Consider the following 23,665-nt stretch of genomic DNA (forward strand, 5'->3'; position numbering starts at 1 on the left):
GGTGCGGTGCGGTGGTGAGCCTGCTTGATCCGATTTTCTCGGCCGGGAGGGCGTGGCGCGGTGGGCGAGTTGTCGGGGAGGCGTGGCACGGTGGGGAGTGTCGGGGGAGGGTGCGGTGCGGTGGTGAGCCTGCTTGATCCGATTTTCTCGGTCAGGTGGGTGCGGCGCGGTGGGCGAGTTGTCGGGAAGGCGCGGCTCGGTAGTGAGTTGCTCGAACCGCGCAGCCGGGCCGGGTGAGGCCGTGTTCTGTTGGCTCTCACCCGGCTGGGTCGCGTGCTCCGTCGGGTGTCAGCAGCAGTAGTGGTGGGTCCATTCGGGTTCGTGCCACCAGTGGTCGCTGTGGTGGTTTGTCGGGGCCGCTTGTGTGGCCAGCGCCGGGGTCGTGGCCGCGGTCGGTGTGGTGAACGGTGCCAGTAGGTCATCGACCCGGCGAAGTTTGCCGCCCGTCATCACCATCTGGACCGCGGCCGCGGCGTTGATGTCGGTCAGCGGGTTGCCGCTCACGAAGGACAGGTCCGCGTAGGCGCCGCGTTTTACCTCGCCCAGTTTGTCGGCCAGGCCCAGCCAGCGGGCCGGGTTGCGGGTCGCGGTCGTCAACGCCTCGTACGGGGTGAAGCCGAACCTCACCTTGGCCCGCAGGTTCGTGTGTAGTGAAACCGCCGGGTTGTCCAGCGGTGCGTCCGTACCAGCGATGACGAAACCGCCGGCACGATGGATCCGCAGCAACATGTTCACGTTCGCGGTAAGGAGAGCCAGTGTCGCCGCGTTGGCCGGGGTCTGTGCGGTGTCCGCCTTCGCCACGTACGCCGCGTACTCCCACGACGGGAACAATGTTCGCGTGCGCACGTCCTCCACCAGGGACCGGTCGAAGGCGTACATGGCCGAGGAGTTGAAGAGGGTCGGGGTGATCGACATGCCCGACTCGGCGAACAGCGTCACCGCGTCCGCGTAGGCGCGGCCCAGCCGGGACACCGTGTGGGAGTAGCCGAGGCGGTTCGTCGCGCCCGTGTGTTCCATGCCGTCCATGCCGATTCGCTCGGCCGGATACAGGTAGTGCGAGGACAGCGGCAGTCCCGCCCGGTGTGCGGCGGCCACCACCCGACGTTGGTAGGACACCGGCAGCCGCACATAGGTCTTGATGAGGTCGTAGCCGAGTGCTCTGGCGCGCTCCAGCTCCAGTGACAGTTGGGCCACGGACCTCGTGGTGCGCATGAAGTTGTAGAAGACCCGTGACCCGTCGATGGCCTCGCCGGTGCCGAAGAACCTGGGGCCGACGCGTTCGCCGGACTCCAGGGCCTCGCGTGTCTCCGTGAACTGGTATGCCGGGTCGCCGGGCGAGCGCGTCGTCGTGATGCCGTACGCCAGCCATGCCCGACCCTGCCGGTCGCCCCACGCGCGGCCCCGCAGGTGCCAGTGGATGTGCGCGTCTATCAGGCCCGGCATCACGGTCAGCCGCCGTGCGTCCACTGTGTACGGACGGTTGCCCCGGGGCAGCACGTCCACCACCTTGCCGTCGTCGACGACGATGTCCACCTGCTCCCGCAGGCGGGTCGACGTGCCGTCCCACAGTGCGCCGGCCCTGATCACGTCGTGTTGCCGGACCCGTGCAGGTCGCCAACGCAGCGACAGCGGGATGTCCCGTGCGCCGCCGCCGTTGACACCGACCGACCGCAGTGTGCCGTTGTGCAGGTACAGCAACCGGTTCGGGCCCAGCCACGACAGTGAGTCGGTCACCTCCCTGGTCACCTGCCGCGCCGGTCCGGTGAACACCCCGTTCGCGTTCACCGGTACCACCCAGGCGCACGACTCGACCACGAACGCCAGGTACGCCCCGTCCGGGGACCAGACCGGGCCGTCGTCACCGCGGGTCGCGATCGACGCGTGTGGCATGGGTTCGGTGTACGTGAGCGCTGACGTGGCCAGGTCGACCGTCAGGATCTGGCTCGTGCCCTCGCGGAACCGGCGTGAGTACGGCTTCACCGCCGCCAGTGCGAGCGTTCGCCCGTCCGGGGACCACGTTGGCCGGCCCGGCATGAACAGTGGCGGCGTCACCTGAGTCGGCGTGCCCGTGGCCAGGTCGAGCACCCACACCACGCCGTCCTGGTCGGTGTAGGCGATGCGGCCACCGTCCGGGGAGACCCGCGGCGCCAGCTGCGCGCCCGGCAGACCCGACAGCCGTCGCTCGGCGCCGGTCGTGAGGTCGCGCAGCCACAGGTCGGCGTCGCCCGCGCGGTCGGATGTGTAGAGGAGCGAGCGGCCGTCCGGGGTGAAGTCCGGGTCGGAGTTGAAGTAGCCGTCGGCCACGACCCTCGTCGGCTTCGGGTCGCCGATCCTCAGCAGCCACAACGCGTTGAGCGCGCGGAACGCCACCCGCGTGCCGTCCGGCGACGCGACCGGTGAGGCGATGCCCAGCACCCGCTGCTCCCGCGTCGAGTCCAGGTCGCGTACGGCCTGCTGGTACCGCTGGCGCGGCACGACCGGGACGGCGGCCGCGAACGCCACCGTGGACACTGTTCCGTCCAGGCGGCGGCGCTTCAGCGCCCCGTCCGCCGTGTGCAGCAGTTCGTTCGGTGACAGCCACGACGGCGCGAAGCCGAACACGTCCTCGCCCTCCGCGCTCACGACCCGGTCGCCGACGACCAGTTCCGCTGTGGCGCCGGCGATCCGGACGTGGGCGAGCGTGGAGCCATCAGGGGAAAGCGACGGGCCGAACAGCGTGGCGCCGGCCGGCGCGGTCACCAGTCGGGTCACCGCGCCAGTGGCCAGGTCGAGCGAGTCGACGGCCGTACCGTCCACTGTGTACACCAGACGGCGACCGTCCGGTGACCACGACGGCATCCCCTCTTCGGCTGCCGTGTCCGTGCGTGCCGTGACCGCGCCGGTCGCCAGGTCGAGCGTGTGGACGCCGTACCTGCCGCCGCGGTCGGAGGAGAACGCGATCGTCCTGCCGTCGGGGGAGAACCGCGGCTCGCGGTGGTCGAACGGTCCGCTCGTCAGTTGCCGCTGGCCGGAACCGTCGGTTCGGATCGTGTACAGGTGGTAGTTGCCGTCCCGGTATGCCTGGAACACCAGGGACTTCCCGTCGGGTGACCACGACGGCTGTGTCGCGTCGGTGTCGTCGCCGGTGAGCCGGCGTGCTTCGCCACCGGCGATCGGCACCGTCCAGACCGCGGTCACCAGGTCGAACGCGACGTGCCTGCCGTCCGGTGAGACGTGGGCCGAGATGTTGGTGCCCTCGCCGATCGTGGTCGTACCACCGGTTTTCGCCGCCGCCTCCGGCGTGGTGACCGCCCCGGACAGCGCCGTGGCGCCGGCGAGGACACCGGCGCCACGGAGAACTTCCCGACGGGTGAGTTCCGCGTCCTGCATGTTGAGACCCCCAAATCAAGCGCAGCTAGCGCCACGAGTACGTGGCCTGGACCTCCACTTCGATCAGCCAGCCGGGCACCGCCAGCCCCGCCACCTCCAGCGTCGCCCGCGCCGGCCGCGCGGCGTTGACGATCCTGGGCGGCGCGGGCGCGCCGGTTCCCGTCGGCACTGGAATTGTGCCACCCGTGGCAAGATCTACGTTCGCGAAGAACTGGCGGTAGGCCCGGTTCCATCCCGCGTAGTCCGCATCCGCTGCTCCAGCCGGCCGCTTCACGTACGCCTTCATGGTGATCACGTCGCGGGGCGTCAAACCGACCGTCTCCAGGTTCGCGACGATGCGGGCGAGCGTGTTCCACGCCTGCGCCTCGGTGATCGTGACCCCGGCCGGCAATGCGCCGCCGGGGAACAACGACAGGTCCAGGTACCGCTCAGGCGTGCCTGCCGGCGCGGACGGGTTGGCTGCGGCGGGGCCGAGGCCGCTGCTCGTGTAGATTGCCACCGCGCTGCCGACCGCGACCCCGTCCGCGATGGCGGGATTGCTGTTGCCGACAGGCAGGTTAACCCGGGTCTCGGTCGGGCGTGGGCCCTTCCGGTGTCCGGAGGCGGCGGTCGCGGGCACCGCGCCGACGCCCAGTGCGGCCGCCGCACCACCTGCGACGAGGCCCAACCTGCGCCGAGAAAACCCCTTCATATCCCTACCTTTCCGCGATGACGCGCTTGTGGAGATTGGTGACGGCGTAGCGGGCGGAGTCGATGGCGCCCGCCTGCCACGCGATGAAGTAGGACAGCCAGTCGCCCGCGAAGTAGACGCGGCCGGCGGGCTGGTTGAGCAGCGTGTACTCGCCGCTCGAGCGGGACGGCCAGCTCACCCAGCCACCCTCGATGTGCGGGACCTTCTGCCAGGCCACGGAGAACGCGTTCGCCAGTTCGGTGCGGTACTTCTCGCCGTGGATCTTCACGCCCTGCGCGACGGCCCGCGTGGTGCGGTCGGCGGGGGAGAGGTTGCCGTAGGTGGTTGCGTTGGCGCCGGTGTTGTAGTAACCGACGACCAGGCCGCGTTCGCCGTGGAAGCCGTAGGACGGGTACCAGACATGGGCGAGGTCCATGTCTGTTTCGGTGATGCCGCCGTAGATCCGGTCGTCCTGCTCCCACCAGCGGCGGCGGTACTCGAGGCCGATCTTGCCGACCGGTGTGGCGACCGGGTAGCGCAGCGCGGCCGTGACCTTCGGGTCGAGGTTGGTGGGGACGCGGGCCATGACGTGAGGCGGGAGTGCGGCGACACAGTAGTCGGCGCGAACGACGTTTTCCTTGCCCCGCTTGTCCTTGTAGACCACCTCCACGCCGCGGGGCCCGTCGGTCAGCTTCGTCACCGCGGCGCCGAGCCGGACCTTGTTGCCCAGCCTGCGGTACAGGGCCATCGGGATGGCGTCCATGCCGCCGACCGGCTGCAGCATGGTCATGGCCTGGTCGTAGCCGAACTCGAACGAGAAGTACCTGCCGACCTGGCTCGCGAGGACCGAGGACAGTGCCGGCGGCGGCCCGAGCACCACACCGGCCTGGTCCGCCGCTCCCGGCTCGACCGAGTAGCCTCGGCGGCTGGTGCCGGCGTACGCGTAGCCGCTGGCCCTGTCGCCGATCGCGCCGAACCCGGACAGGAACGTCAGTAGCCGGTCCTTGTCCTCTGAGGACATTCGCTGGTCGAGCGCGCCCTGGTCGATCGCCTTGGCCAGCAGTTCCGAGACATAGCCGTACACGTCGGACTTCGCGGTCCGGTACTGCTGCGGCGCGACGCCCGACTGCTCGTTGTAGATGAGCGCGTTGGCGTTCTGGTTGACGAAGATCTCCAGTGGGACGCCGAGCTCGCGGCAGTAGTCGAGCGTGATGTGGGACTGCGGCAGACGTGCCGGGCCCGCGTTGAGGTACTGGTCCTTGGCGAAGCGCGCCGTCTGGGTGGTGCCGTCGAGATCGGTCGCGGTGGTGCCGCCGCGGACGGTCCAGTTGCGTCCGCCGACGCGGTCCTTGGCCTCAAGGACAGTGCAGTCGTAGCCGGCCTTGCCGAGCTCGTAGGCGGTGACGAGCCCGGCCATGCCAGCCCCGAGGATGACGACCTTCTTGCCCCGCTTGCCGGCGGGGAGGTCGCCCGGCGCGGGTGGCTGGTAGTCGGGCGTCGCGAGCGCCTCCGGTGAGGCGACGAGCCCGAGTGCCCGCATCGACTCGAACATCACACCCGCGCCGCCGGCGACGCCGATGGAGCGCAACAAGGTTCGGCGCGTCACGTTTGGTGTCATGGAACTCCTTTTCCGGTTGATCCGAAAAGGAGCCTTGTTGATGTCTGAACCATTTTCCGTGACGACCGCATGTCGTACTCGTTGGTAAGTGTCCGCCGATCCGCCTGGTTCGTTGATCTCCGCGACACGTCGCCCTCGCGGGCCTGAGTGTTGGACACGCGGGTCTGGGGTGTTGGACACGCGCGGGGTCGTAAGCTCGGGGGCCCTTGCCGTCGTCGAACGGAGTTTCCCTGCTATGAGGCCCCAACCGCCGGAAGGCGTCCGCGAGCTCGATCTGGAGAAGCCGAACGCCGCCCGCATGTACGACTACTTCCTGGGCGGTTCGCACAACTTCGCGCCCGACCGGGCACTCGCCGCCCAGGTCGAGCAGGTCACGCCGTGGGTGCGGCACATCGCCGGGATCAACCGCGCCTGGCTGCGGCGAGTGGTGGACTTCCTGGTGGCCCAGGGCATCCGCCAGTTCCTCGACCTCGGCTCCGGCATCCCGACCGTCGGCAACGTGCACGAGATCGCGCAGGGCCGGGAGCCGGACACCCGCGTCGTCTACGTGGACTACGAGGCCGTCGCGGTCCACCACAGCCACGAGCTGTTGCGGGACAACGACAAGGCGACGGTCGTGTGGGCGGACGTCCGCCAGCCCACGTCGGTGCTCGAGCACGAGGAGACCCGCAGGCTCCTCGACTTCACCCAGCCCATCGGGCTGTTGTGCGCCGGCCTGTTGTTGTTCATCTCCGACGAGTACGACCCGGCGGGGCTCCTCGCCACCTACCGGGACGCCTGTCCGGCCGGCAGCTACCTGGCCATCTCGACGATGAGCCAGGACGAGGCCGACCCGGCGACCGCCGAGCAGTTGGCCGACCTGCTGAAGCTGTACGAGATGGCCGACGAGCGGATCTACCCGAGGGACAAGGCGACGATCGAGTCGTGGTTCGCCGGCACCGAGCTCGTCGACCCCGGACTGGTCCTGCTCCACCAGTGGCGGACGGAACGCTCCGCCGAGGGCGACCCACTGTGGACTCAGCACGAGGCGTCCCCCGCCCGGCTCATCGGCTACGGCGCGGTCGGCCGCATCCTCGGCTGACTTTCAGCCCTCTCTCACCTTCCCCTCAGGTTCCCGGCGGAACGTGGCACCGACGGGAACGGGGCGGGACGAGGGGTGGGCGATGCTGCGTCTGGTGCGGTTGGTGGGCGGGTGTGTGCTGGGCGGGGTCCTGGTCGCCGCTGTGTTGGCGCCGGTGGTGGTGGGCGGCGGGCTCGCCGCGGGGAAGGTCGTCGCCACCGCCGCCTCCATCTCGCCGGCGGCGCTGGTGGGGGAGACGCCGCTGATGACCACCGTCACCGACCGCGACGGCACCCCGATCGCCACGGTCTTCGACCAGTACCGGCTGCCGCTGGCCGAGAACCAGATCCCGCCGACGCTCAAGGCGGCGATCATCTCGATCGAGGACCGCCACTTCTACACCGAACACGGCATCGACCCGTCCGCGGTGCTCCGCGCGTTGCTGAACAACGTCGACGGCGGTCCGACCGAGGGCGGGTCGACGATCACCCAGCAGCTGGTGAAGAACTACCTGATCAACGTCGTGGACCGGAACGACCCGGCCGCGCAGGCGCAGGACCGAGCGGACACGCTGACCCGCAAGATCCGCGAGGCGCGCTCGGCCATCGAGCTCGACCGCACCACCGCCAAGGCCGACATCCTCTCGAGCTACCTCAACGTCGTCGAGTTCACCGGCCGCGTCTACGGCGCCGCGGCGGCCGCGCAGGCGTACTTCGGCACGCCGGTCGAGCAGTTGAACCTCGAGCAGGCCGCGCTGCTCGCCGGCATGGTCAACAACCCGACGGTGTTCGACCCGTACGCCCACCCCCAGGCCGCGCTCGACCGTCGCGACCAGGTGCTCGACGCGATGGTGGCCACCGGCTCGATCGACCGGAAGGTGGCCGACACCGCCAAGAAGACACCGCTGGGTGTGCTGCCGAACGGCCCGAACGTGCCGACGAGCACCTGCGCGGGTGCCGCCCCGGACGCCGGGTTCCTGTGCCAGTACGCGCTGACCTACCTGCACACCGCGGCCGGGCTGACCGACGACCAGCTCGCCACCGGCGGCTACACGATCCGCACGACCCTGGACCCGGCCGTGAGCAAGGCCGCGAAGGAGGCCGTCGACGCCAACGTGGCCCCAACACAGAAGGGCGTGGCGAACACGATGGCGATCGTCGCGCCGGGCAGCGACCGGCACGAAGTGCTCGCCATGGTCGCCAACCGGAGCCTCGGCACGGACGCGTCGCAGGGCGAGACCGCCACCAACATCGTCGCCGAGGTGTCCGACCCGTTCGGCGCGGGCTCGGTGTTCAAGATCTTCACCGCGGCGGCGGCGCTGGAGAAGGGGGTCGCCGGCCTGGACTCGCCGCTGCCGAACCCGCCGACCGCCTGCTTCGCGCTGTCGGGTAGCCGCTGCTACACGGTGCACAACGACGGCGACTACCCGGACCCGATCACACTGGTCGACGGCCTGGCGACGTCGCCGAACACCGCGTTCGTCGGCCTGGAGACGAAGGTCGGCATGCCGGCGGTGATCGACATGGCGAGCCGGCTCGGCCTGCGGGACACCATGAAGACCAACGACGCGGGGCAGGCACCGAACACCTCGTCGTCCGACCCGCAGCGCGCGCAGCCGCAGTCGGAGTACTTCCAGGACAAGCCGTCGTTCACGCTCGGCAACAGCCCGGTGAGCCCGCTGGAACTCGCGAACGTGTCGGCGACGCTGATGAGCGGCGGCACCTGGTGCCCGCCGGACCCGGTCCAGTCGGTCACCGACCGGTTCGGGCACGCCGTCACGCTGCGACAGCCGGCCTGCGAGCAGGCGGTGTCGACCGACGTGGCCAACACCCTGATGGACGGGCTGGGCAAGGACACCACCGACGGCACGTCCGCGGCCGCCGCCCGGGCCGCCGGCTGGACCCGGCCGGGCATCGGCAAGACCGGCACGACCCAGACGAGCGAGTCGGTCGCGTTCGTCGGCGGCACCGGGGCGTACGCGGTGTCGTCGCTGGTGTTCGCCGACGGCGCCGAGCCGGGCGAGCTGTGCCCCGGCCCGCCGGTGCACCTGGGCTCCTGCGGCCACGGCGCGTTCGGCGGCACGGTCGCGGCACCACCCTACTTCCACGCTCTGAACAAAATCCTCGCCAACGAATGACCGCGAAGGGCCCTCTCGACGGTGAGAGGGCCCTTCACGGTCAGCTGAACTCCACCCAGTTCAGGTTCACCAGGCCCGTCGCCGGGCCACCGGTCACCGAGCGGAACACGAGGTACAGCCGGTGCGCGCCGGCCGGTTGGGACACCGGCACGCCCTGACTGGCCCACGCGTTCGTCCCGCTCGTGGCCGCCAGGGTGGCTGTCCCGACGACCGGGCCGTCCGGCGCGTCGAGCCGCAGTTCGACCGCCGCGCGTGGGGTGCCGACCGTCGTCGCCGAGCCACCCGAGTACCGCAGCGTCACCGACGCCACGCCGCCCAGGTTGATCGGGTCGAACGCGATGTGGTCGCCCGGGTCGACGCTGGCGAGCGCGAGCCCGCCGCCGGTGTCCGAACTGACCGTGACCTCCACGCCCTGCTTGACCTGAGCGTTCTCGGCCTGCTGGCGCGGTGTCTGGATCACCGCCTGCCCGATGGTGGTCAGCGCAGGCTGGCCGCCGCCGCCGAGGTCCGTGTACGACGCGCTGACACCGCCGTACAGGTACCCGCCGGCATGGTCGCCGCCGTCCGCGGGCGTGGCGAGCACACCGGTGCAGCCGGTGGTGGAACCCGCGCCGTGGCCGTGGCTGTCATGGCCGAGCACGAACGTCACGGTCACCCGCGAGCAGTCGATCGTGCCGTCCTCCGGGTCGGTGACCGTCACCTCGAACGGGACGTTGTCGCCCCAGTCGAAGAACGAGCCCGCGACCGGCGAGGTGATCGTGACTGTCGGCGCGGTGTTGCCCACCGTGATCGTGCGCGTCAACACCGCCGTCTTGCCGCTGGAGTCGGTCACCGTCAGCTTGGCCGTGTACTGCCCGTTGGTGGTGTAGGTGTGCGACGGGTTCGGGTCAGCCGAGTCGACCGTGCCGTCGTTGGTGAAGTCCCACGCGAAGGAGATCGACTCACCCGGGTCCGGGTCGTTGCTTCCCGCGCTGGAGAACGCCACGGTCAGCGGCGCCGTGCCCGACGTCGGCGTCGCGTTCATGACCGCGACCGGGGAACGCGTGCCCTTCACGTACCGGATCACCGCGAGCTGCGCGTCCGGGTTCGGGCGGAAGAACCCGTCGCCGTACTCGAGCACGTACAGGCTGCCGTCCGGCCCGAACTCCATCTCCATCGGGTTGTCGAAGACGGTGCCCGGCAGGAACTGCTCGACGCCGACCAGGTTGCCCTTGCCGTCGGTCCGCATCATGAACAGCTTGTCCCGCGTGAACTCACCGAACACGACCGAGTCGTCGTAGTACTCGGGGAACTTCGTGTCCGAAGTGGACTCGGTGTCGTAGTTGTAGATCGGGCCGCCGTGCGGGCCCACGCCGCCGGTGCCGATCACCGGCCACTTGAAGTCGCACGTGGTCGGTGGCGTCACCAGGTACGCGCCGGCACACGGCGTCCTGGCCTCGTAGGTGTACCAGAACTGGGGCTGCTGCACCGAAGGCAGCACCCGCAGTCCGGTGTTGTGCCGCGAGTCGTTGACCGGCGCGCCGCAGTTGAACGCCGCACCCGGCGTCCTCGTGTCGAAGTCGAAGTCGATGTAGGGCAGGCTCGGCGAGTAGCAGAACGGCCAGCCGTAGTTGCCCGCCTTGTTCGTGCTGAACCAGCGACCCGTGCCCTCCGGTCCCCGGGTGGGGCTGGAGGTACGCGAGTCGGGGGAGTAGTCGCCGATGTACACCCGGCCCGAGGCGTCCACGTCGAAGCGGAACGGGTTGCGCATGCCCATCAGGAAGATCTCCGGCCGGGTCCTGCCCTCGTGATCTTCCGCCTCCGGGAACAGGTTCCCCTTCGGAATGGTGTAGGTCCCGTTGGCGCGCACCTTGATCCGCAGCAGCTTGCCACGCAGATCGTTGGTGTTGCCCGAGGAACGCCGCGCGTCGAGCGCGGGTGCGGCCGTCGGCCCGTCGTTGATCGGCGTGAACCCGTCCGAGCCGCCCGCGTTGGTGTCGTCGCCGGTGATCAGGTACAGCTGGCCCTTGCCGTCGAACTTGACCTTGCCGGCCACGTGGCAGCAGATGCCCCGGTCGACGGGCACCCGCAGGATCTGCTGCTCGGTGGCCATGTCCAGGTGCGGGGTCGGCGTTTCCACGAACTTGAAGCGGGACAGTTGGTTGTAACCCTTGAACTTGTCCCACACCGTCGGGTCCGCGCTGGACAGTGGTGCGTCGCCCTCGTTGACGCCCGGCGTCGACGGGTCGTCGACCGGCGTGTTCAGCTTGGGTGAGTAGTAGAGATAGACCCACTTGTTGGACGCGAAGTCCGGGTCGATCGACAGGGTCTGCAGGCCGTCCTCGTCGTGGCTGTAGACCGGGACGGTGGTGATGACCGGGCTGGCGCCGCTGGCCGGGTCGTAGAGCCGGATCTCGCCGCCGCGGGTGTTGTGCAGCACCCGGCCGTCCGGCAGGACAGCGAGGGACATCGGCTCGCCAGGCTCGTCGTTGAGCGTGACCTTCTCGTAGTTGCCGAGCACGGTCGCGCCGCAGTCGCCCTCGACCACGCCCGCGGCCCACTCGATGCCGCCGAGCAGGTGCTCGCGCACGTTCCCGTTGCGGTAGGACTCGATGGAGTGGCCGAGCCCGGTGTACCAGGAGCGGCCGCCGACGGTGTCCTGGCACCAGGCGACCGGGTGGTCGAAGCCCATGGTGCCACCGGTGAACGACTTCTCGTCCACTGTGGACAGCACGTGTTGCTTGCCGCGCACGTTCGCCGCGAAGTTGTACCACTCCTCGGTCAGTGTGAGCGTGCGCGGCACGGTCTCGGTCGACGGGTGCGCGCGGTCGGCCACCGCGACGTTGCCCCGGCCGACGCCGGCGACGTTCGCGACGCGGGTGCCGACGAGCTGCTGGTAGAACGCCCAGTCCGGCTCCGTCTCGGCGGCGGCGTGCACCCCGACGTAGCCGCCGCCCGCGCGGATGTAGCCCTCGAACGCGGCCTCCTGCGCCGGGTTGAGCACGTTGCCGGTGGTGTTGAGGAACACCACGGCGCGGAACCGCGCGAGGTTCTCCGCTGTGAAGGCGGCGGCGTCCTCGGTGGCGGTGACCTGGAAGTCGTTGTCCTTGGCCAGGTCCCGGATCGTCCGCACACCGTCTCGAATGGACGGACGACGTTCACCGTCGGTCTTGGTGAACACGAGCACGCGATAGTCGGGCGGCCGCCGCTCGTCGGAACGCAGGGCGGCGGGGCCGTTCTCCCCGGCGGTCAGGTCACGGTCGTCGGATGGTTCTGTGGTGGCGGTGGTGGCGCTGGCCATGGTCAACGACGCGGCTGCGACGAAACCGAGGGCAGCGGCCAGCCACCGGCGTCTTGCCGGCGTTGGCATGGGTTTGCCTCCAGGTGCTGACTCAGCGGCGGTAGATGGTCAGCTCGGACATGTTGGTGTAGCTGAGCGCGGCGAAGTCGAGCGATTGCGCCGGTGCGGCCGCGCCGCCGGGCGCGGTGTCCTGCTCCCAGTTGGCGTGGTGGAAGTGCTGTTCGCCGATGACCTCGAAGAACTGCTGGAAGTTGATGTCGCCCTCGCCGAGCGGCACCATGTCGTAGCCGTTGCCCGCGGCGGGGTTCTTGTTGCCGTCCTTGGCGTGGAACAGCGGGAACCGGTTGGTGCGTTGGGCGACGGTCAGGATCGGATCGAACAGGTCGGTCCGCTGCCGGCCCCACTTGTCGGTGTAGGTCTGGTGCTTGAACCGGGCGACGTACGCCCAGAACACGTCCATCTCGAAGAACACGAACCTCGGGTCGACCTTGTCGAAGAAGTACTCGAGCCGGCGCACCCCGGAGCTCCTGGTCGGCTTTCCGTTCGCGTCGAGCGGGCCGGAGTCCAGCAGGAAGCTGTAGGCGGCGTCGTGGTTGTGCGTGTACAGGCGCAGTCCCCGCGCCCGTGCCTGGCGGCCGAGGTCGTTCCAGACCTCGGCGGCGGCGTCCCAGTCGGACTGGTACTGGCTGTTCGTCGGGTCGGAGCCCGTGCCGATGTTCTTCATGCCCAGCTCCTGGGCGATGTCCATCTGCTGCGTGAAGGTCGCCGGGTTGATCTGGGTGTGCGTTCCGTTGGCGACCAGGCCGTTGTCGTCGAGGATCTTGCGGATCTCCCGCGGGGTGATCTGTCGGCCGAGGATCGAGGTGTGCTGGTTGTAGCCGGCGAACTCGATCTCCTTGTAGCCGATCTCGGCGAGCCGGGCGAGCACGCGCTCGAACCCGTACGGCACGCCGCTGGCGTCGGGCGCGGCGGCGATCCGGTCGCGGACGCTGTAGAGGATGATGCCGCGGTTCTGCGTGGGGATCAGCGGCTCGACCCGGAGGCGGCCACCGCCGTGCCGGTCGTTGTCGGCGAGGGCGGGGGCGCCGGTGGCGACGACCGGCAGGCCGGCGGCACCGAGCACGGTGGCCGCACCGGCCGATGCCCGGAACACGTCGCGCCGGGTGAAACGGGGCTTGTCGGGGGTCACGTCCATGGAATTCGCACCTTTCGCGGAACTCGGTGCTAGGCGGGGGGACGGGTTAGCCGCTTGTGACAGCTGTGTGAACACTTCCGCTCGAACTATGCATGCTTTTAGTCATGAACAACATACTTTTGTTGATTGATGACAAAAGTTGGTGCGTATGGCGGAGTGAGAATGCACCCTTCGGTGTTCATGATCAAACAAGAACACGTTCTTGTGCTGACGTCTGGAACGGCGGAAGCTTGACCCATGGACCTCGTCGCCCTCGAAGAGATCAAGCGCCTCAAGCACCGCTACCTCCGCTGCGTCGACACCAAGGACTGGGACGACCTCGCGGACGTCCTGACCCCTGACGCGACCGCCGACTACGGCACGCCCACCTACGGCCGGCCGCTGAAGCTGACCGGCCGGGACGCGATCGTGGGGTTCCTGCGCGACAGCCTCGGCCCGGGCCTGATCACCACGCACTTCGCCACCCAGCCCGAGATCGACCTCGACGGCGACGAGGCGGCCGGCACCTGGGCGTTCGAGGACACCGTGATCTCCACCGAACACCGGGTGGTGATCATCGGCGCGGCGTTCTACGAGGACCGCTACCGGCGCTGCGACGACGGCCGCTGGCGCATCGCCCACACGGGCTACCAGCGCACGTACGAGGCGACACTCAAGCTCGACGACCTGCCGAGCTTCCGCCTCACCGCGAACCGCTGGGCCACGGCGTCAGCTGGATAGAACGCGTTGCAACTGACCGCGTGTGGGCCCCGGGCTTAAGTGCGAGCGCGCAGCCCGTCAAGGGTGAGGCCGACGTGACGGTGCAATGTCTGCTCGTCCGGCGCCAGCTGGGCGACACCGCTGAGCGCCAGGATCTGCAGACCCACGTCACCGGCCGACACGTCACGGCGCAACGTGCCCTGCTCGTGTGCGCGCGCGACCACGCCGGACAGCGCCTCCGCCAGGTGCGCGTGGCATGCGGCGAACGCCTCCGCGCGCGAGGTCATGCCATCCAGGATCGCGCGGTGGCGGGCCATTGTCGCCACCGTGTGCTCCACGATCGTGCGTAGGCCGGTCCACGCGTCCGCCTCCTCGACCGCCTGAGCGGTGACCTCGGTCCACCCGTCGAGGTCCGTCCGCATGGCCGCCTGTACCAGGTCGTCCTTGGTGGGGAAGTGCCGGTACACCGTCGCGACGCCGACCCCGGCCCGGCGCGCGATCTCCCGCACGTCCGCGCCCAGCCCGCGCTCGTCGAGCGTCTCGCGTGCGGCGGTCAACACCTGTGCCTCGTTGCGTACGGAGTCCTCACGGCGGCGGCGGGTCATGGGGCGACTTTACCGGAGCGCATGTTCCGCCATTATCCGAAACGGATGTTCCGGATAATGGAGGTTCAGGGATGGGCACCACGGTGATCACGGGCGGCACTGACGGCATCGGTCGCGCGCTGGCCGCGCACCTGTTGCGGCGTGGCGAGACCGTGGTGGTGGTCGGGCGCAGTAGAGCCAAGTTCGACTCGTTGCCAAGCGGTGACGCGCACTTCGTCGCCGCCGACCTGCGGCTGGTGCGGGAGAACCAGCGCGTGGTCACTGAGCTGCGGGAGCGGTTCCCGGTGATCGACGCACTCGTGCTCGCGGCGGCCTTCGTGCACCGCGACCGCCAGCTGACCGAAGAGGGCTTCGAGCACACGTTCGCGCTGTACTACCTCAGCCGGCACCTGCTGGCCGCCGGCCTGCTGCCCGCGCTCGCCGCGGCGCCGCGACCGGTGGTCCTCGACGCGACCGTGCCCGGCGCGCCGAAGGACGCGGTCCGTTGGGACGATCTCCAGCTGTCGCGGGACTTCGGTTGGAAGGTCGCGAACCTGCAGAGCCGGCGGCTCGGTGAGCTTTCCGCTCAGCGCCTGGTCACCCGGCCGGAGGCGGGCGCGTTGCGGTACGTCCTGGTGAATCCCGGTTTCGTGCGCACGAGTCACCAGGGTGCGCTGAGTCGTCCGGCTCGTGCGTTCGTCACGCTGTTGGCGCGCACCCTGGGCACTCCGCCGGAGCGGGCCGTCACGCCGCTCGTCGCGTTGCTCGACGAGCCGCCTGCCGAGCCGCTCACCGCCTACCGGGGCGGCAAGGTGGTACCGCTGTCCACGGTGGACCTGGCGGACGTCGAGCGGCTGCACGAGGTCACCGACTGTCTGCTGACGCCGCTCGCCAGATGAGACTGGTGGAACTGAACTGACTTCAGTTAGGCTCCGGGCCTGGATCGCGGGAGGTTCGGATGGCGGACGAGGTGGACCTGCTGGTCGTCGGGGCGGGAATGGCCGGGCTGACCGCGGCCGCCCGTGCGGCACGGGCCGGGTTGTCGGTGCTGGTCACCGAGGTCGCCGAGGATGTCGGCGGCTCGGCCCGGTTCGCCGGGTACGCGTGGACCGCGCCCAGCCACGAGGTCATGACCGCGCAGAACCCCGGCGGGGACGTCGCGCTGCGGCATGCCCTCGTGGACCGGTTCGCCGACGCGGTCGAGTGGATCCGGTCCGTCGGGGTGGAAGTCGGTGCGCCGCAACGGATCCTGAGCTTCGGTCGCGGGCATCGGTTCGACACCAACCACTACGTCGACACCTGCCGGCGGATCGTGCTCGACGCCGGTGGATCGGTCCGACTCGGCACCGAGACCGAACGGCTGACCGTCGACGGCGGCATCGTGACCGGTGCGGTGCTGCGGCCGGGCGGCGCGGTGCGTGCGAGGTGGACGTTGCTCGCGACCGGCGGGCTCCAGGGTGACCTCGGGCTGCGTGCCGCGCACGTCCACCCCGACGCCGACCGGATTGGCCTGCGTGCCAACCCACACAGCCGTGGTGGCGGCTACCGGCTGGCCACCGCGGCCGGCGCGGCCACCGGTCCCGACGACGCCGGCTTCTACGGGCATCTCGTCCCGAGCGGCGTCCCGTTCACGGACCCGGCGGACTTCGTCGACCTGTCGCTCTATTACAGCGAGCACGCGCTGCTGTTCAACCTCGCGAACGAGCGGTTCGTCGACGAGACGCTCGGCGACCACCTCACGACGATGGCGCTGCTGGACCAGCCGGAGAGCCGGGGGCTGCTCGTCGCGGACGCGCGGGTCTTCCGGGACTGGATCGTCGGTTCCTATGTGGACGGTGCGGTCGCGGTCGACAAGTTCGCCATGGCGAGCAAGCGGGGTGGCCGCGCCGGAATGGCCGAGGACCTCGACGACCTCACGAACCTGCCCGAGGAATGGGGCTATGCGGGCAAAGCCGTCCGCGACGGGGTCGCGCTGTTCAACGAGCGGGCCGCGGCGGGGGAGGAGCTGGTGCCGGGGCGCGCGCTGGACCGCCTCCCGCTGGACGAGCCGCCGTACTATGTGATCGAGGCCGAGCCGGCCATCACGTTCGCCTTCCACGGCGTACGCATCGACGACCACGCACGGGTTCTGCGGCCGGACGGCTCGCCCCTGCCCGGACTGCTCGCCGCCGGCGCCGACGCGGGTGGCCTGTGGCGCCGCGCCTACGCGGGTGGCCTCGCGGCGGCACTGGTGTTCGGCCTCACGGCCACGGAGACGGTGAGCAACGGAACAGGGACGGGTTGATCGTCACCGGACGGTCAGGTGCGCGGCGCCCGGCTCGAGGTGGGTCAGTTCCGCGCCTGCCCGATGGAGCAGGCGCAGCATGGCCGTGTTGTGCGGTGCGGTGACCGCCAGCGCCGGCCGGTCGGTCGCGGTGAGCAGGCGGCGCAACAGCATCGTGCCGATTCCGTTGCGTTGCCAGGAGTCCTCGACGAGGAGTGCGACCTCGGAGTCGTCGCCGTCGCGCATCAGGTTGCCCATGGCGACGACGTGCCCCTCGTGTTCGACGACCAACGTGTGGCCGTGGCGGCGGTTGACCAGACGGGCGAGCGCGGCCGGAGTGGGGGAGGCGCCGCTGCCCAGGTAGCGCAGCCGGCGGGCCCGTTCGCTGCACCGCTCGTGCATCGCGGCGAGCGCCGGCACGTCCGCGGCGGAGCCCTGCCGAACGGTCAGTTCCGCGCCAGAAGCCAGCAACACCACGGAATGCTGGGCACGCAGCCAGCGCGCGAACTCGGCGTCCAGGTCGAGGAGCGCGTGCAGGCGGGCGTACTCGGCGGGCGTGAACGCGGGGCCTGGGCGGCTCACGGTGAGGACGCCGCCTTCCGGGTCGCGCAGCCGCATCGTCGTGTCCGAGGGGCCGTCGGTGGGCGTGCCGGTCGCGTCCCACCGCAACTCGCAGTCGCCGAGCAGCGTGCGGGCCGAACGGGCGAGGTCGATGCCGTCCGCGGTGCCTCGGGTGATGTCCTGACCGACCATCGTGAGGATGCGGGTGGGGATGTCGACCAGGTCGTGGGTGTCCGCGGCGGACACGCTGACGTCCCAGCCCCCGCCTGCCGTGACCGCCGCGACGATGTCCTCGGCCGGCAGTCGGGCCTCGACCAGGAACTCGTCGACCACACCGTCCGGCACCGGGTGGACCTGCACGGACAGGATGTTCACCGCCCGGCTCGACAGGCTCGCCGCCAGTTCCGCGAGGCGGCCCGGCTTGTCGTGCACGGTCGCCCGCACCCGCCACATCGCGGCCGCTGGCGGCTCCGGCGACTCGGGTGTTGGCCTGCGGTGCCTGATCCGGTGATGCACCACCGCGCACACCACCAGCACGACCGCCATCGCGGCGAGCACGACCGTGCCTCGGGAGACGTGTGCCAGCGAGTTGGCGAACAGGTCGGCCGTGGCGACGGCGAGGAACAACGCCGCCAACTCGAGCAGCTCGCGGGTCCAGGAACCGGATCTTCGACTCATGCCGCCAGCCTCGCCGCGGGCTTTTGCCCCGGTGCTCCGTGGCCGTGACGGTTCCGTTACGAGGTCGGCAGCACCTTGCCGGGGTTCATCAGACCGGCCGGGTCCAGCTGCTGTTTGATCCCCCGCATCAGCGACAGCTCCACGTCCGACTTGTACCGCGCGATCGTCTCGTTCTTGGACTGACCGAGGCCGTGTTCGGCGCTGATGCTGCCGTCGAACGCCGCGACCTCGTCGTACACGATCCGCGTCAGCTCGTCCGCGCTCGCGAGGAACGCCGCGTCGTCGGCATCGACCGGTTTGCTGAGGTTGTAGTGCAGGTTGCCGTCACCGACATGGCCGTACGTCACGAGTCGGATGCCGGGAAGGGCGTCGCGCAGCGCGGCGCCGGTCCGCGCCACGAAGGCGGGCAGGTCGCCGGTCGGCACGGTGACATCGTGTTTGAGGCTCGGCCCATGGTGGTTCTGCGCCTCGGAGATGCCCTCACGCAGCGCCCACAGCGCCGCGGTCTGCGCCGGTCCGGCCGCGATGACCGCGTCGTCGACCGCCGCCTCGGCCAGCGCGTGCGCGAGGACCTCGTCGAGGTCGGCGTCCGGCAGGGTGTCGGTGAGCTCCACCAGCGCGTACCACGGGTGCGGTCGCAGTGGGTTTCTTTGTGCGACGAAGTCGGTGGCCTGCTTGGACATCAGCTCGAAGCAGGTCAGCCGGTCGCCGGCCCACCCGAGGACGACACCGATCAGGTCGAGCGCCGCCGCCACGTCGGGGAGGGCGACCCAGGCCGTGGCTCGTGCGCGGACGCCGGGGAAGAGCCGCAGCACGGCGGCGGTGATCACCCCGAGCGTGCCTTCGGCGCCGATGAACAGGTGTTTCAGGTCGTAGCCGGTGTTGTCCTTGCGCAGCGCGCGCAAGCCGTCCCAGATCCGGCCGTCGGGCAGCACGACCTCCAGACCGAGCGTCAGGTCGCGCATGGTGCCGTAGCGCAGAACGGCGGTGCCGCCGGCGTTCGTGGCGAGGTTGCCGCCGATCGTGCAGCTGCCCTCGGCACCCAGCGACAGCGGGAAGAGCAGGCCGGCCTCCGCCGCCGCGGCCTGGACGTCGGCGAGCACCGTGCCCGCGCCGACCGTGATCGTCTGGTTCACCCTGTCGACGCGGACACCGCGCATTCTGGTCAGGGACAGCACAATCTGCCGGCCGGACGAGTCGGGCACGGCACCACCGCACAGCCCGGTGTTGCCGCCCTGCGGGACGACCGCCACGCCCGCGTCGTGACAGATCCGGACGGTTGCGGCGACCTCGGCGGTGCTGGCGGGCCGGACGACCGCGGCCGCGGCGCCGCGAAAAGCGCCGCGCCAGTCGGTGAGGTAACCGGCGAGCTGGTCGGGATCGGTGACCAGACCCGCCGTGCCGACGGCGGCGTGGAGTCGGTCGAGAAGGTTCATCGTGGTCCTAGGACGATCGCAGTGGTCGTCAGCACTGGTACCGACAGGATCGTGCTCAGCAGCACCACGTCGCGGGCGAGGCTGGTGCCGCGGTCGTAGGTGGTGGCATACACGAAGACGTTCTGTGCTGTCGGGAGTGCCGACGTGATGACGACCGCGAGCAGTGCCACACCGTCTAGTTGAGCAACCCACTTGCCGAGCGCGAAGGCCAACGCCGGCTGGGCGACGGTCTTCAGTGCGACCGCCAGCCAGACCTGGCCGGCGCCGTCGCCCGAGGCCGGGCGTGGTGCGCCGTGCAGGCTCATCCCGTAGGCCAGCAGGGCCGCCGGGACCGCGAGCGCGGCGAGCAGGTCGATGGGTTGGCGCACCAGGGGCGGCATCGCCCAGTCAGCCGCCGCCACGGCCAGTCCCAATGCGCAACCGATGACGACCGGCGTGCGCAGCGGCTGGGTCAGCAGTCGGGAGCGGGACTCCGCGCGGGAACCGGCCAGCACGGTCAACCCGACCGGCGCGAGCACCAGCACCTGGAACAGCAGCACTGGGGCCACATAGGACGCGTCGCCGAGGACGTACACCGCGATCGGCACGCCCAGGTTTCCCGCGTTCACATAGGAAGACGCGAGTGCGCCGGTCGCCAGCTCGGCCGGGCGGGAGCGCCAGCGCCAGCGCGCGAGGCCGGCGTACAGCAGGGCACAGAGCACCGCGCTTCCCGCGCTCGCGACCAGCGCGGGGGAAAGCAGCACCCCCGGGTCGGCCTCGGCGAGCGTGAGCAGCAACAACGCCGGGGTGGCAACGAAGTAGGACAGGCGCGACAGCACGCCGGCCGCCCCGTCGCCAAGAACCCGTGCCCGGCCGGCGATCCAGCCGACGACGATGACCGCGACCAGCGCCCCGAAACCGACGAGGACAGAGTTCACGCCGGCTTGTCGACCGTGACCTTCTCCACCGTCCAGGCCCGCGCCTGCTCGCTGAGCGTGATGCCCAGACCGGGGCGGCCGGACAGGTGCATGCGGCCGCCGCTGGTTTCCAGCCGCTCGTTGAACAGCGGGTACAGCCAGTCGAAGTGCTCGACCCACGGCTCGGCCGGGTACGCGGCCGCGAGGTGCACGTGGATCTCCATCGCGTAGTGCGGGGCGAGGCCGAGGTTCGCGTGCTCGGCGAGCGTCGCGAGCTTGAGGAACTGTGTGATGCCACCGATTCGGGGCGCGTCCGGCTGCAGGATGTCGGCGGCGCGGTGGCGGATCAGTTCGTAGTGCTCGCCGACGCTCGTCAGCATCTCGCCCGTGGCGACCGCGGTGGTCAACGCGCGGGCGATCTCGGCGTGGCCCTCGGCGTCGTAGGCGTCGAGGGGTTCCTCGATCCACACGAGGTCGAACTCCTCGAGGGCCTTGCCCATCCGCATGGCCGTCGGCCGGTCCCACTGCTGGTTGGCGTCCACCATCAGCGGCACGGCGTCGCCGAGGTGCTCACGCACGGCCGCGACCCGGCGCAGGTCCTCGCGCCAGTCCGGCTGACCCACCTTGATCTTGATGCCGCCGATCCCCGCCGCCAGCGTGGCGGTCGCGTTGTCCTTGACCTGCTCGACCGTCTCGTGCAGGAAGCCGCCCGAGGTGTTGTAACAGCGGACCGAGTCGCGGTGCGCGCCGAGCAGCTTGGCCAGTGGCAGACCGGCGCGCTTGGCCTTCAGGTCCCACAGGGCGACGTCGATGGCGGCGAGTGCCTGGGTCGCCGCGCCACTGCGGCCCACGGACGCGCCGGCCCAGACGAGCTTGGTCCACAGCCTGCCGATGTCGCTCGGGTCCTCGCCGATCAGGTCCGGCGCGACCTCGCGGGCATGCGCGAACTGGGCTGGACCGCCGGCACGCTTGGAGTAGCTGAAGCCGACACCGGCCAGCCCCTCCTCGGTGGTGATCTCGGCGAACAGGAACGCCACCTCGGTCATGGGCCTCTGCCGCCCGGTGAGCACCTTGGCGTCGCTGATGCTTGTCGGCAGCGGCAGGGTCACCGAGGAGAGGGTCACCGAGGCGATCCGGTCGAGAACGGCGGCGGTCGTCATACCACCCATGTAAGAACGCTGTTGTGATGCCTGTCCAACGCTTGTTTCGCATGACGCGATACCCATCAGGCATGATGCACGAAAGGTATTAATCCATGCTCATGCGGATTTGGACAAGCATCACCCCTGATCTTTACGCTCCCCGCATCCAGCGTCAGCTGCCGAAGTCTCGAAGGAGAGCACGACATGACCAGGAAATTGGTGGTGAGTGGACTCGGGTTCGCACTTGCCCTCACCGTCTCCGCCTGCGGCAGCAACCTCGGCGGCGGCTCGGGCGGCGACGGCGCGGAGTTCCCCGGCGGCGACCCCATCACCATCTACGTCGGCGCTGACCCCGGCGGCAGCACGGATCTCATCGCGCGTGCGCTCGCCGAGCCGGTGTCCGACGACCTGGGCGTCGCGGTGACCGTCGAGAACAAGCCGGGCGCCAACGGCGCGCTCGCCGCCAAGGAACTCGCGGGCAAGAAGGCCGACGGCCACACCATCATGGTCTTCAACGGCAGCCTCGCGTTCATCACGCCGCTGGCCGTGCCGGAGGACGAGGCGGTCGACATCGCCGGCTACGAGATCGTCACCGGCGTCTCGCAGGACGACTACGTGCTGGTGAGCGGCCCGTCGTCGGGTCTGAAGACGGTCGAGGACCTCAAGGGCAAGCCGATCAAGTACGGCACCACCGGCGTGGGCACCGGAAGTGAGCTGTCCCAGGCACTGCTGTTCGCGCAGGCCGGCATCCAGGCGACGGCCGTGCCGTTCGACGGCGGCAACCCGACGCTGACCGCGGTGCTCGGCGGCCAGGTGGACGTCGGCGCCATCCAGCTCGGCGAGGCCGTCGAGCAGATCGAGGCCGGCAAGCTCACGCCGATCGTCACGTTCGCGGAGAAGCGCCCGTCGTACCTGCCGGACACGCCGACCGCGGTGGAGGCGGGCTACGACACGCCGGTGCAGCAGTCGCGGGCCGTGTTCGCCCCGAAGGGCACGCCGAAGGAGGTGCTCGACACGCTCCGCGGCTCGTTCGAGAAGGCCTTCGGCACCGACGCGTACAAGAAGTTCAACGAGGACAACCAGCTGACCCCGAACGAGATCGACGGCGACGCCCTCCGTGCACAGTGGACGGACAACCTGGACAAGTACCAGAAGCTCGTCGGCCAGTACAAGATCACCCTCGGCGAACAGCAGTGACCGTGGAGAGGGACGGGGAGGGGGGTGGGGGCACGCGGGGGAGTGGCACCGAGAACGGTGCCCTTTCGCAGGAGACTGGTCCCGAGGAGCCGGCCGCCGGCTGCTCGGCAGCGCCGAGCACCGAAAGATCGATTGGGCAGGCGGGTGGCGTGTCTGGCGATGGGGCCGCGGAGTCAGCCGCGGGTGAGCGGACCGCCGGCTCGCCGGCTGAGGCAGGTGCCGCGGGGTCGGTTGGGCAGGCGCGTGGCGTGGCCGCCGATCGGCGCGTGGCGTCGGTCGCCGGTGAGTACGGCGTCGTCGTCGGCGAGGTGTCTCCCGAGGCGGGTGCCTCTGAGCGGCCGGCGGATGAGGCTGCGCGCCCCGGCGAATCCCCGGACGGCTTCGACTTCGACGAAGCGGTCCGTGAGGTGGAGGCGCTCGAGCACGAGTACCGTCCGCCGACCGCGGGGGCCGTCAGCAATGTCGTGACCGCGGTCGCGGTGGTCGTGCTCGGGGTGGCCGCTCTGTTCGGCGCGCTGTCGCTCGGGTTCGGGAGTGCCCGGCAGCCGGGGCCGGGCTTGTGGCCGTTGCTCGTCAGCGTCGCGCTGGCCGTGCTCGGGGTCGCGTTGCTCCTGGGCTTCCGGCGGACCTCGGACGCGGAGAAGTTCTCCCACAGCAGCTGGTTGGTGCTCGCCGGGCTCGCGACCATGGTCGTGTTCGTCGCGGTCATCGAGGTCGTCGGGTTCGAGATTCCCGCCGTGCTGCTCTGTTTCGTCTGGCTGCGGTTCCTCGGGCGGGAAGGCTGGCGCATGTCGGTCCTCACCAGCCTTGCCGTCGTGGTCGGGTTCTACCTCGTCTTCGTGGCGGCGCTCGCCGTGCCGATCCCGCACCTGTTCTAGGA

The 23,665-nt window shown here is 70.1% G+C and carries 17 protein-coding genes; 7 read left to right on the forward strand and 10 right to left on the reverse strand.

All coding sequences use genetic code 11. The annotated features are described in order from the left end of the window. Nucleotides 1–288: 288 nt before the first annotated feature. Genes VF106_RS35550 through VF106_RS35560 form a run of 3 tightly spaced genes read right to left on the reverse strand, consistent with a single transcriptional unit; the run spans nucleotide 289 to nucleotide 5,657 of the window. Complete coding sequence (locus VF106_RS35550) at nucleotides 289–3,369, reverse strand: amidohydrolase family protein (protein WP_330844330.1); 3,081 nt, start codon at nucleotides 3,367–3,369, stop codon at nucleotides 289–291. 25 nt (nucleotides 3,370–3,394) lie between these two features. Next, a complete protein-coding gene (locus VF106_RS35555) occupies nucleotides 3,395–4,060 on the reverse strand; it encodes a Rid family hydrolase (RefSeq protein WP_330844331.1) in 666 nt (221 codons plus the stop codon). Between the two features lie 4 nt (nucleotides 4,061–4,064). Continuing rightward, nucleotides 4,065–5,657: a flavin monoamine oxidase family protein gene (locus VF106_RS35560; RefSeq protein WP_330844332.1), complete on the reverse strand. Its 1,593-nt coding sequence runs from the start codon at nucleotides 5,655–5,657 to the stop codon at nucleotides 4,065–4,067. A 235-nt stretch (nucleotides 5,658–5,892) separates the two neighbouring features. On the opposite strand from VF106_RS35560, the gene VF106_RS35565 reads away from it, so the two are divergent. Beyond that, nucleotides 5,893–6,738, forward strand: coding sequence for an SAM-dependent methyltransferase (locus tag VF106_RS35565; RefSeq protein WP_330844333.1), 846 nt, complete (start codon nucleotides 5,893–5,895; stop codon nucleotides 6,736–6,738). 82 nt (nucleotides 6,739–6,820) lie between these two features. Continuing rightward, entirely contained in the window at nucleotides 6,821–8,854 is a 2,034-nt protein-coding gene (locus tag VF106_RS35570) for a transglycosylase domain-containing protein (protein ID WP_330844334.1), read from the forward strand. 40 nt (nucleotides 8,855–8,894) lie between these two features. Here VF106_RS35570 and VF106_RS35575 read toward each other — a convergent pair whose 3' ends face one another. Both VF106_RS35575 and VF106_RS35580 read right to left on the reverse strand, forming a co-directional pair. Next, entirely contained in the window at nucleotides 8,895–12,203 is a 3,309-nt protein-coding gene (locus VF106_RS35575) for a ThuA domain-containing protein (RefSeq protein ID WP_330844335.1), read from the reverse strand. A gap of 22 nt (nucleotides 12,204–12,225) precedes the next feature. Further along, entirely contained in the window at nucleotides 12,226–13,329 is a 1,104-nt protein-coding gene (locus tag VF106_RS35580; RefSeq protein WP_330844336.1) for a sugar phosphate isomerase/epimerase family protein, read from the reverse strand. A 237-nt stretch (nucleotides 13,330–13,566) separates the two neighbouring features. Between VF106_RS35580 and VF106_RS35585 the strand changes: the two genes are divergently transcribed. Beyond that, complete coding sequence (locus VF106_RS35585) at nucleotides 13,567–14,049, forward strand: nuclear transport factor 2 family protein (RefSeq protein ID WP_330844337.1); 483 nt, start codon at nucleotides 13,567–13,569, stop codon at nucleotides 14,047–14,049. Nucleotides 14,050–14,084: 35 nt separating this feature from the next. Here VF106_RS35585 and VF106_RS35590 read toward each other — a convergent pair whose 3' ends face one another. Continuing rightward, complete coding sequence (locus tag VF106_RS35590) at nucleotides 14,085–14,633, reverse strand: TetR/AcrR family transcriptional regulator (protein WP_330844338.1); 549 nt, start codon at nucleotides 14,631–14,633, stop codon at nucleotides 14,085–14,087. A 71-nt stretch (nucleotides 14,634–14,704) separates the two neighbouring features. On the opposite strand from VF106_RS35590, the gene VF106_RS35595 reads away from it, so the two are divergent. Continuing rightward, nucleotides 14,705–15,511 (forward strand): SDR family NAD(P)-dependent oxidoreductase, encoded by an 807-nt coding sequence (locus VF106_RS35595; RefSeq protein WP_330844339.1) that lies wholly within the window; start codon nucleotides 14,705–14,707, stop codon nucleotides 15,509–15,511. Nucleotides 15,512–15,570: 59 nt separating this feature from the next. Continuing rightward, nucleotides 15,571–16,896, forward strand: a complete 1,326-nt coding sequence (locus tag VF106_RS35600) for an FAD-binding protein (protein WP_330844340.1) — start codon at nucleotides 15,571–15,573, stop codon at nucleotides 16,894–16,896. Nucleotides 16,897–16,899: 3 nt separating this feature from the next. Here VF106_RS35600 and VF106_RS35605 read toward each other — a convergent pair whose 3' ends face one another. The 4 genes from VF106_RS35605 to VF106_RS35620 are packed head-to-tail and all read right to left on the reverse strand — an operon-like array spanning nucleotide 16,900 to nucleotide 21,615. After that, nucleotides 16,900–18,114, reverse strand: a complete 1,215-nt coding sequence (locus VF106_RS35605) for a GNAT family N-acetyltransferase (RefSeq protein WP_330844341.1) — start codon at nucleotides 18,112–18,114, stop codon at nucleotides 16,900–16,902. 56 nt (nucleotides 18,115–18,170) lie between these two features. Further along, nucleotides 18,171–19,550 (reverse strand): FAD-binding oxidoreductase, encoded by a 1,380-nt coding sequence (locus tag VF106_RS35610; RefSeq protein WP_330844342.1) that lies wholly within the window; start codon nucleotides 19,548–19,550, stop codon nucleotides 18,171–18,173. Next, entirely contained in the window at nucleotides 19,547–20,467 is a 921-nt protein-coding gene (locus VF106_RS35615; RefSeq protein ID WP_330844343.1) for an AEC family transporter, read from the reverse strand. The genes VF106_RS35610 and VF106_RS35615 overlap by 4 nt, the downstream gene beginning before the upstream one ends. Further along, entirely contained in the window at nucleotides 20,464–21,615 is a 1,152-nt protein-coding gene (locus VF106_RS35620) for an L-talarate/galactarate dehydratase (RefSeq protein WP_330844344.1), read from the reverse strand. Before VF106_RS35620 ends, VF106_RS35615 begins: the two co-directional genes overlap by 4 nt. Nucleotides 21,616–21,792: 177 nt before the next feature. Between VF106_RS35620 and VF106_RS35625 the strand changes: the two genes are divergently transcribed. Further along, nucleotides 21,793–22,785, forward strand: a complete 993-nt coding sequence (locus VF106_RS35625; protein ID WP_330844345.1) for a Bug family tripartite tricarboxylate transporter substrate binding protein — start codon at nucleotides 21,793–21,795, stop codon at nucleotides 22,783–22,785. 149 nt (nucleotides 22,786–22,934) lie between these two features. Continuing rightward, nucleotides 22,935–23,663, forward strand: a complete 729-nt coding sequence (locus tag VF106_RS35630) for a tripartite tricarboxylate transporter TctB family protein (protein ID WP_330844346.1) — start codon at nucleotides 22,935–22,937, stop codon at nucleotides 23,661–23,663. Nucleotides 23,664–23,665: the final 2 nt, after the last annotated feature.

The sequence above is a fragment of the Actinophytocola sp. genome, from assembly GCF_036378875.1.
Lineage (GTDB): Bacteria > Actinomycetota > Actinomycetes > Mycobacteriales > Pseudonocardiaceae > Actinophytocola.

Bases quoted from the DNA above. Each gene is read 5' to 3' on its own strand.
- VF106_RS35550 (WP_330844330.1), bottom strand. From the start codon at position 3,369: ATGCAGGACGCGGAACTCACCCGTCGGGAAGTTCTCCGTGGCGCCGGT.
- VF106_RS35555 (WP_330844331.1), bottom strand. From the start codon at position 4,060: ATGAAGGGGTTTTCTCGGCGCAGGTTGGGCCTCGTCGCAGGTGGTGCG.
- VF106_RS35560 (WP_330844332.1), bottom strand. From the start codon at position 5,657: ATGACACCAAACGTGACGCGCCGAACCTTGTTGCGCTCCATCGGCGTC.
- VF106_RS35565 (WP_330844333.1), top strand. From the start codon at position 5,893: ATGAGGCCCCAACCGCCGGAAGGCGTCCGCGAGCTCGATCTGGAGAAG.
- VF106_RS35570 (WP_330844334.1), top strand. From the start codon at position 6,821: ATGCTGCGTCTGGTGCGGTTGGTGGGCGGGTGTGTGCTGGGCGGGGTC.
- VF106_RS35575 (WP_330844335.1), bottom strand. From the start codon at position 12,203: ATGCCAACGCCGGCAAGACGCCGGTGGCTGGCCGCTGCCCTCGGTTTC.
- VF106_RS35580 (WP_330844336.1), bottom strand. From the start codon at position 13,329: ATGGACGTGACCCCCGACAAGCCCCGTTTCACCCGGCGCGACGTGTTC.
- VF106_RS35585 (WP_330844337.1), top strand. From the start codon at position 13,567: ATGGACCTCGTCGCCCTCGAAGAGATCAAGCGCCTCAAGCACCGCTAC.
- VF106_RS35590 (WP_330844338.1), bottom strand. From the start codon at position 14,633: ATGACCCGCCGCCGCCGTGAGGACTCCGTACGCAACGAGGCACAGGTG.
- VF106_RS35595 (WP_330844339.1), top strand. From the start codon at position 14,705: ATGGGCACCACGGTGATCACGGGCGGCACTGACGGCATCGGTCGCGCG.
- VF106_RS35600 (WP_330844340.1), top strand. From the start codon at position 15,571: ATGGCGGACGAGGTGGACCTGCTGGTCGTCGGGGCGGGAATGGCCGGG.
- VF106_RS35605 (WP_330844341.1), bottom strand. From the start codon at position 18,114: ATGAGTCGAAGATCCGGTTCCTGGACCCGCGAGCTGCTCGAGTTGGCG.
- VF106_RS35610 (WP_330844342.1), bottom strand. From the start codon at position 19,550: ATGAACCTTCTCGACCGACTCCACGCCGCCGTCGGCACGGCGGGTCTG.
- VF106_RS35620 (WP_330844344.1), bottom strand. From the start codon at position 21,615: ATGGGTGGTATGACGACCGCCGCCGTTCTCGACCGGATCGCCTCGGTG.
- VF106_RS35625 (WP_330844345.1), top strand. From the start codon at position 21,793: ATGACCAGGAAATTGGTGGTGAGTGGACTCGGGTTCGCACTTGCCCTC.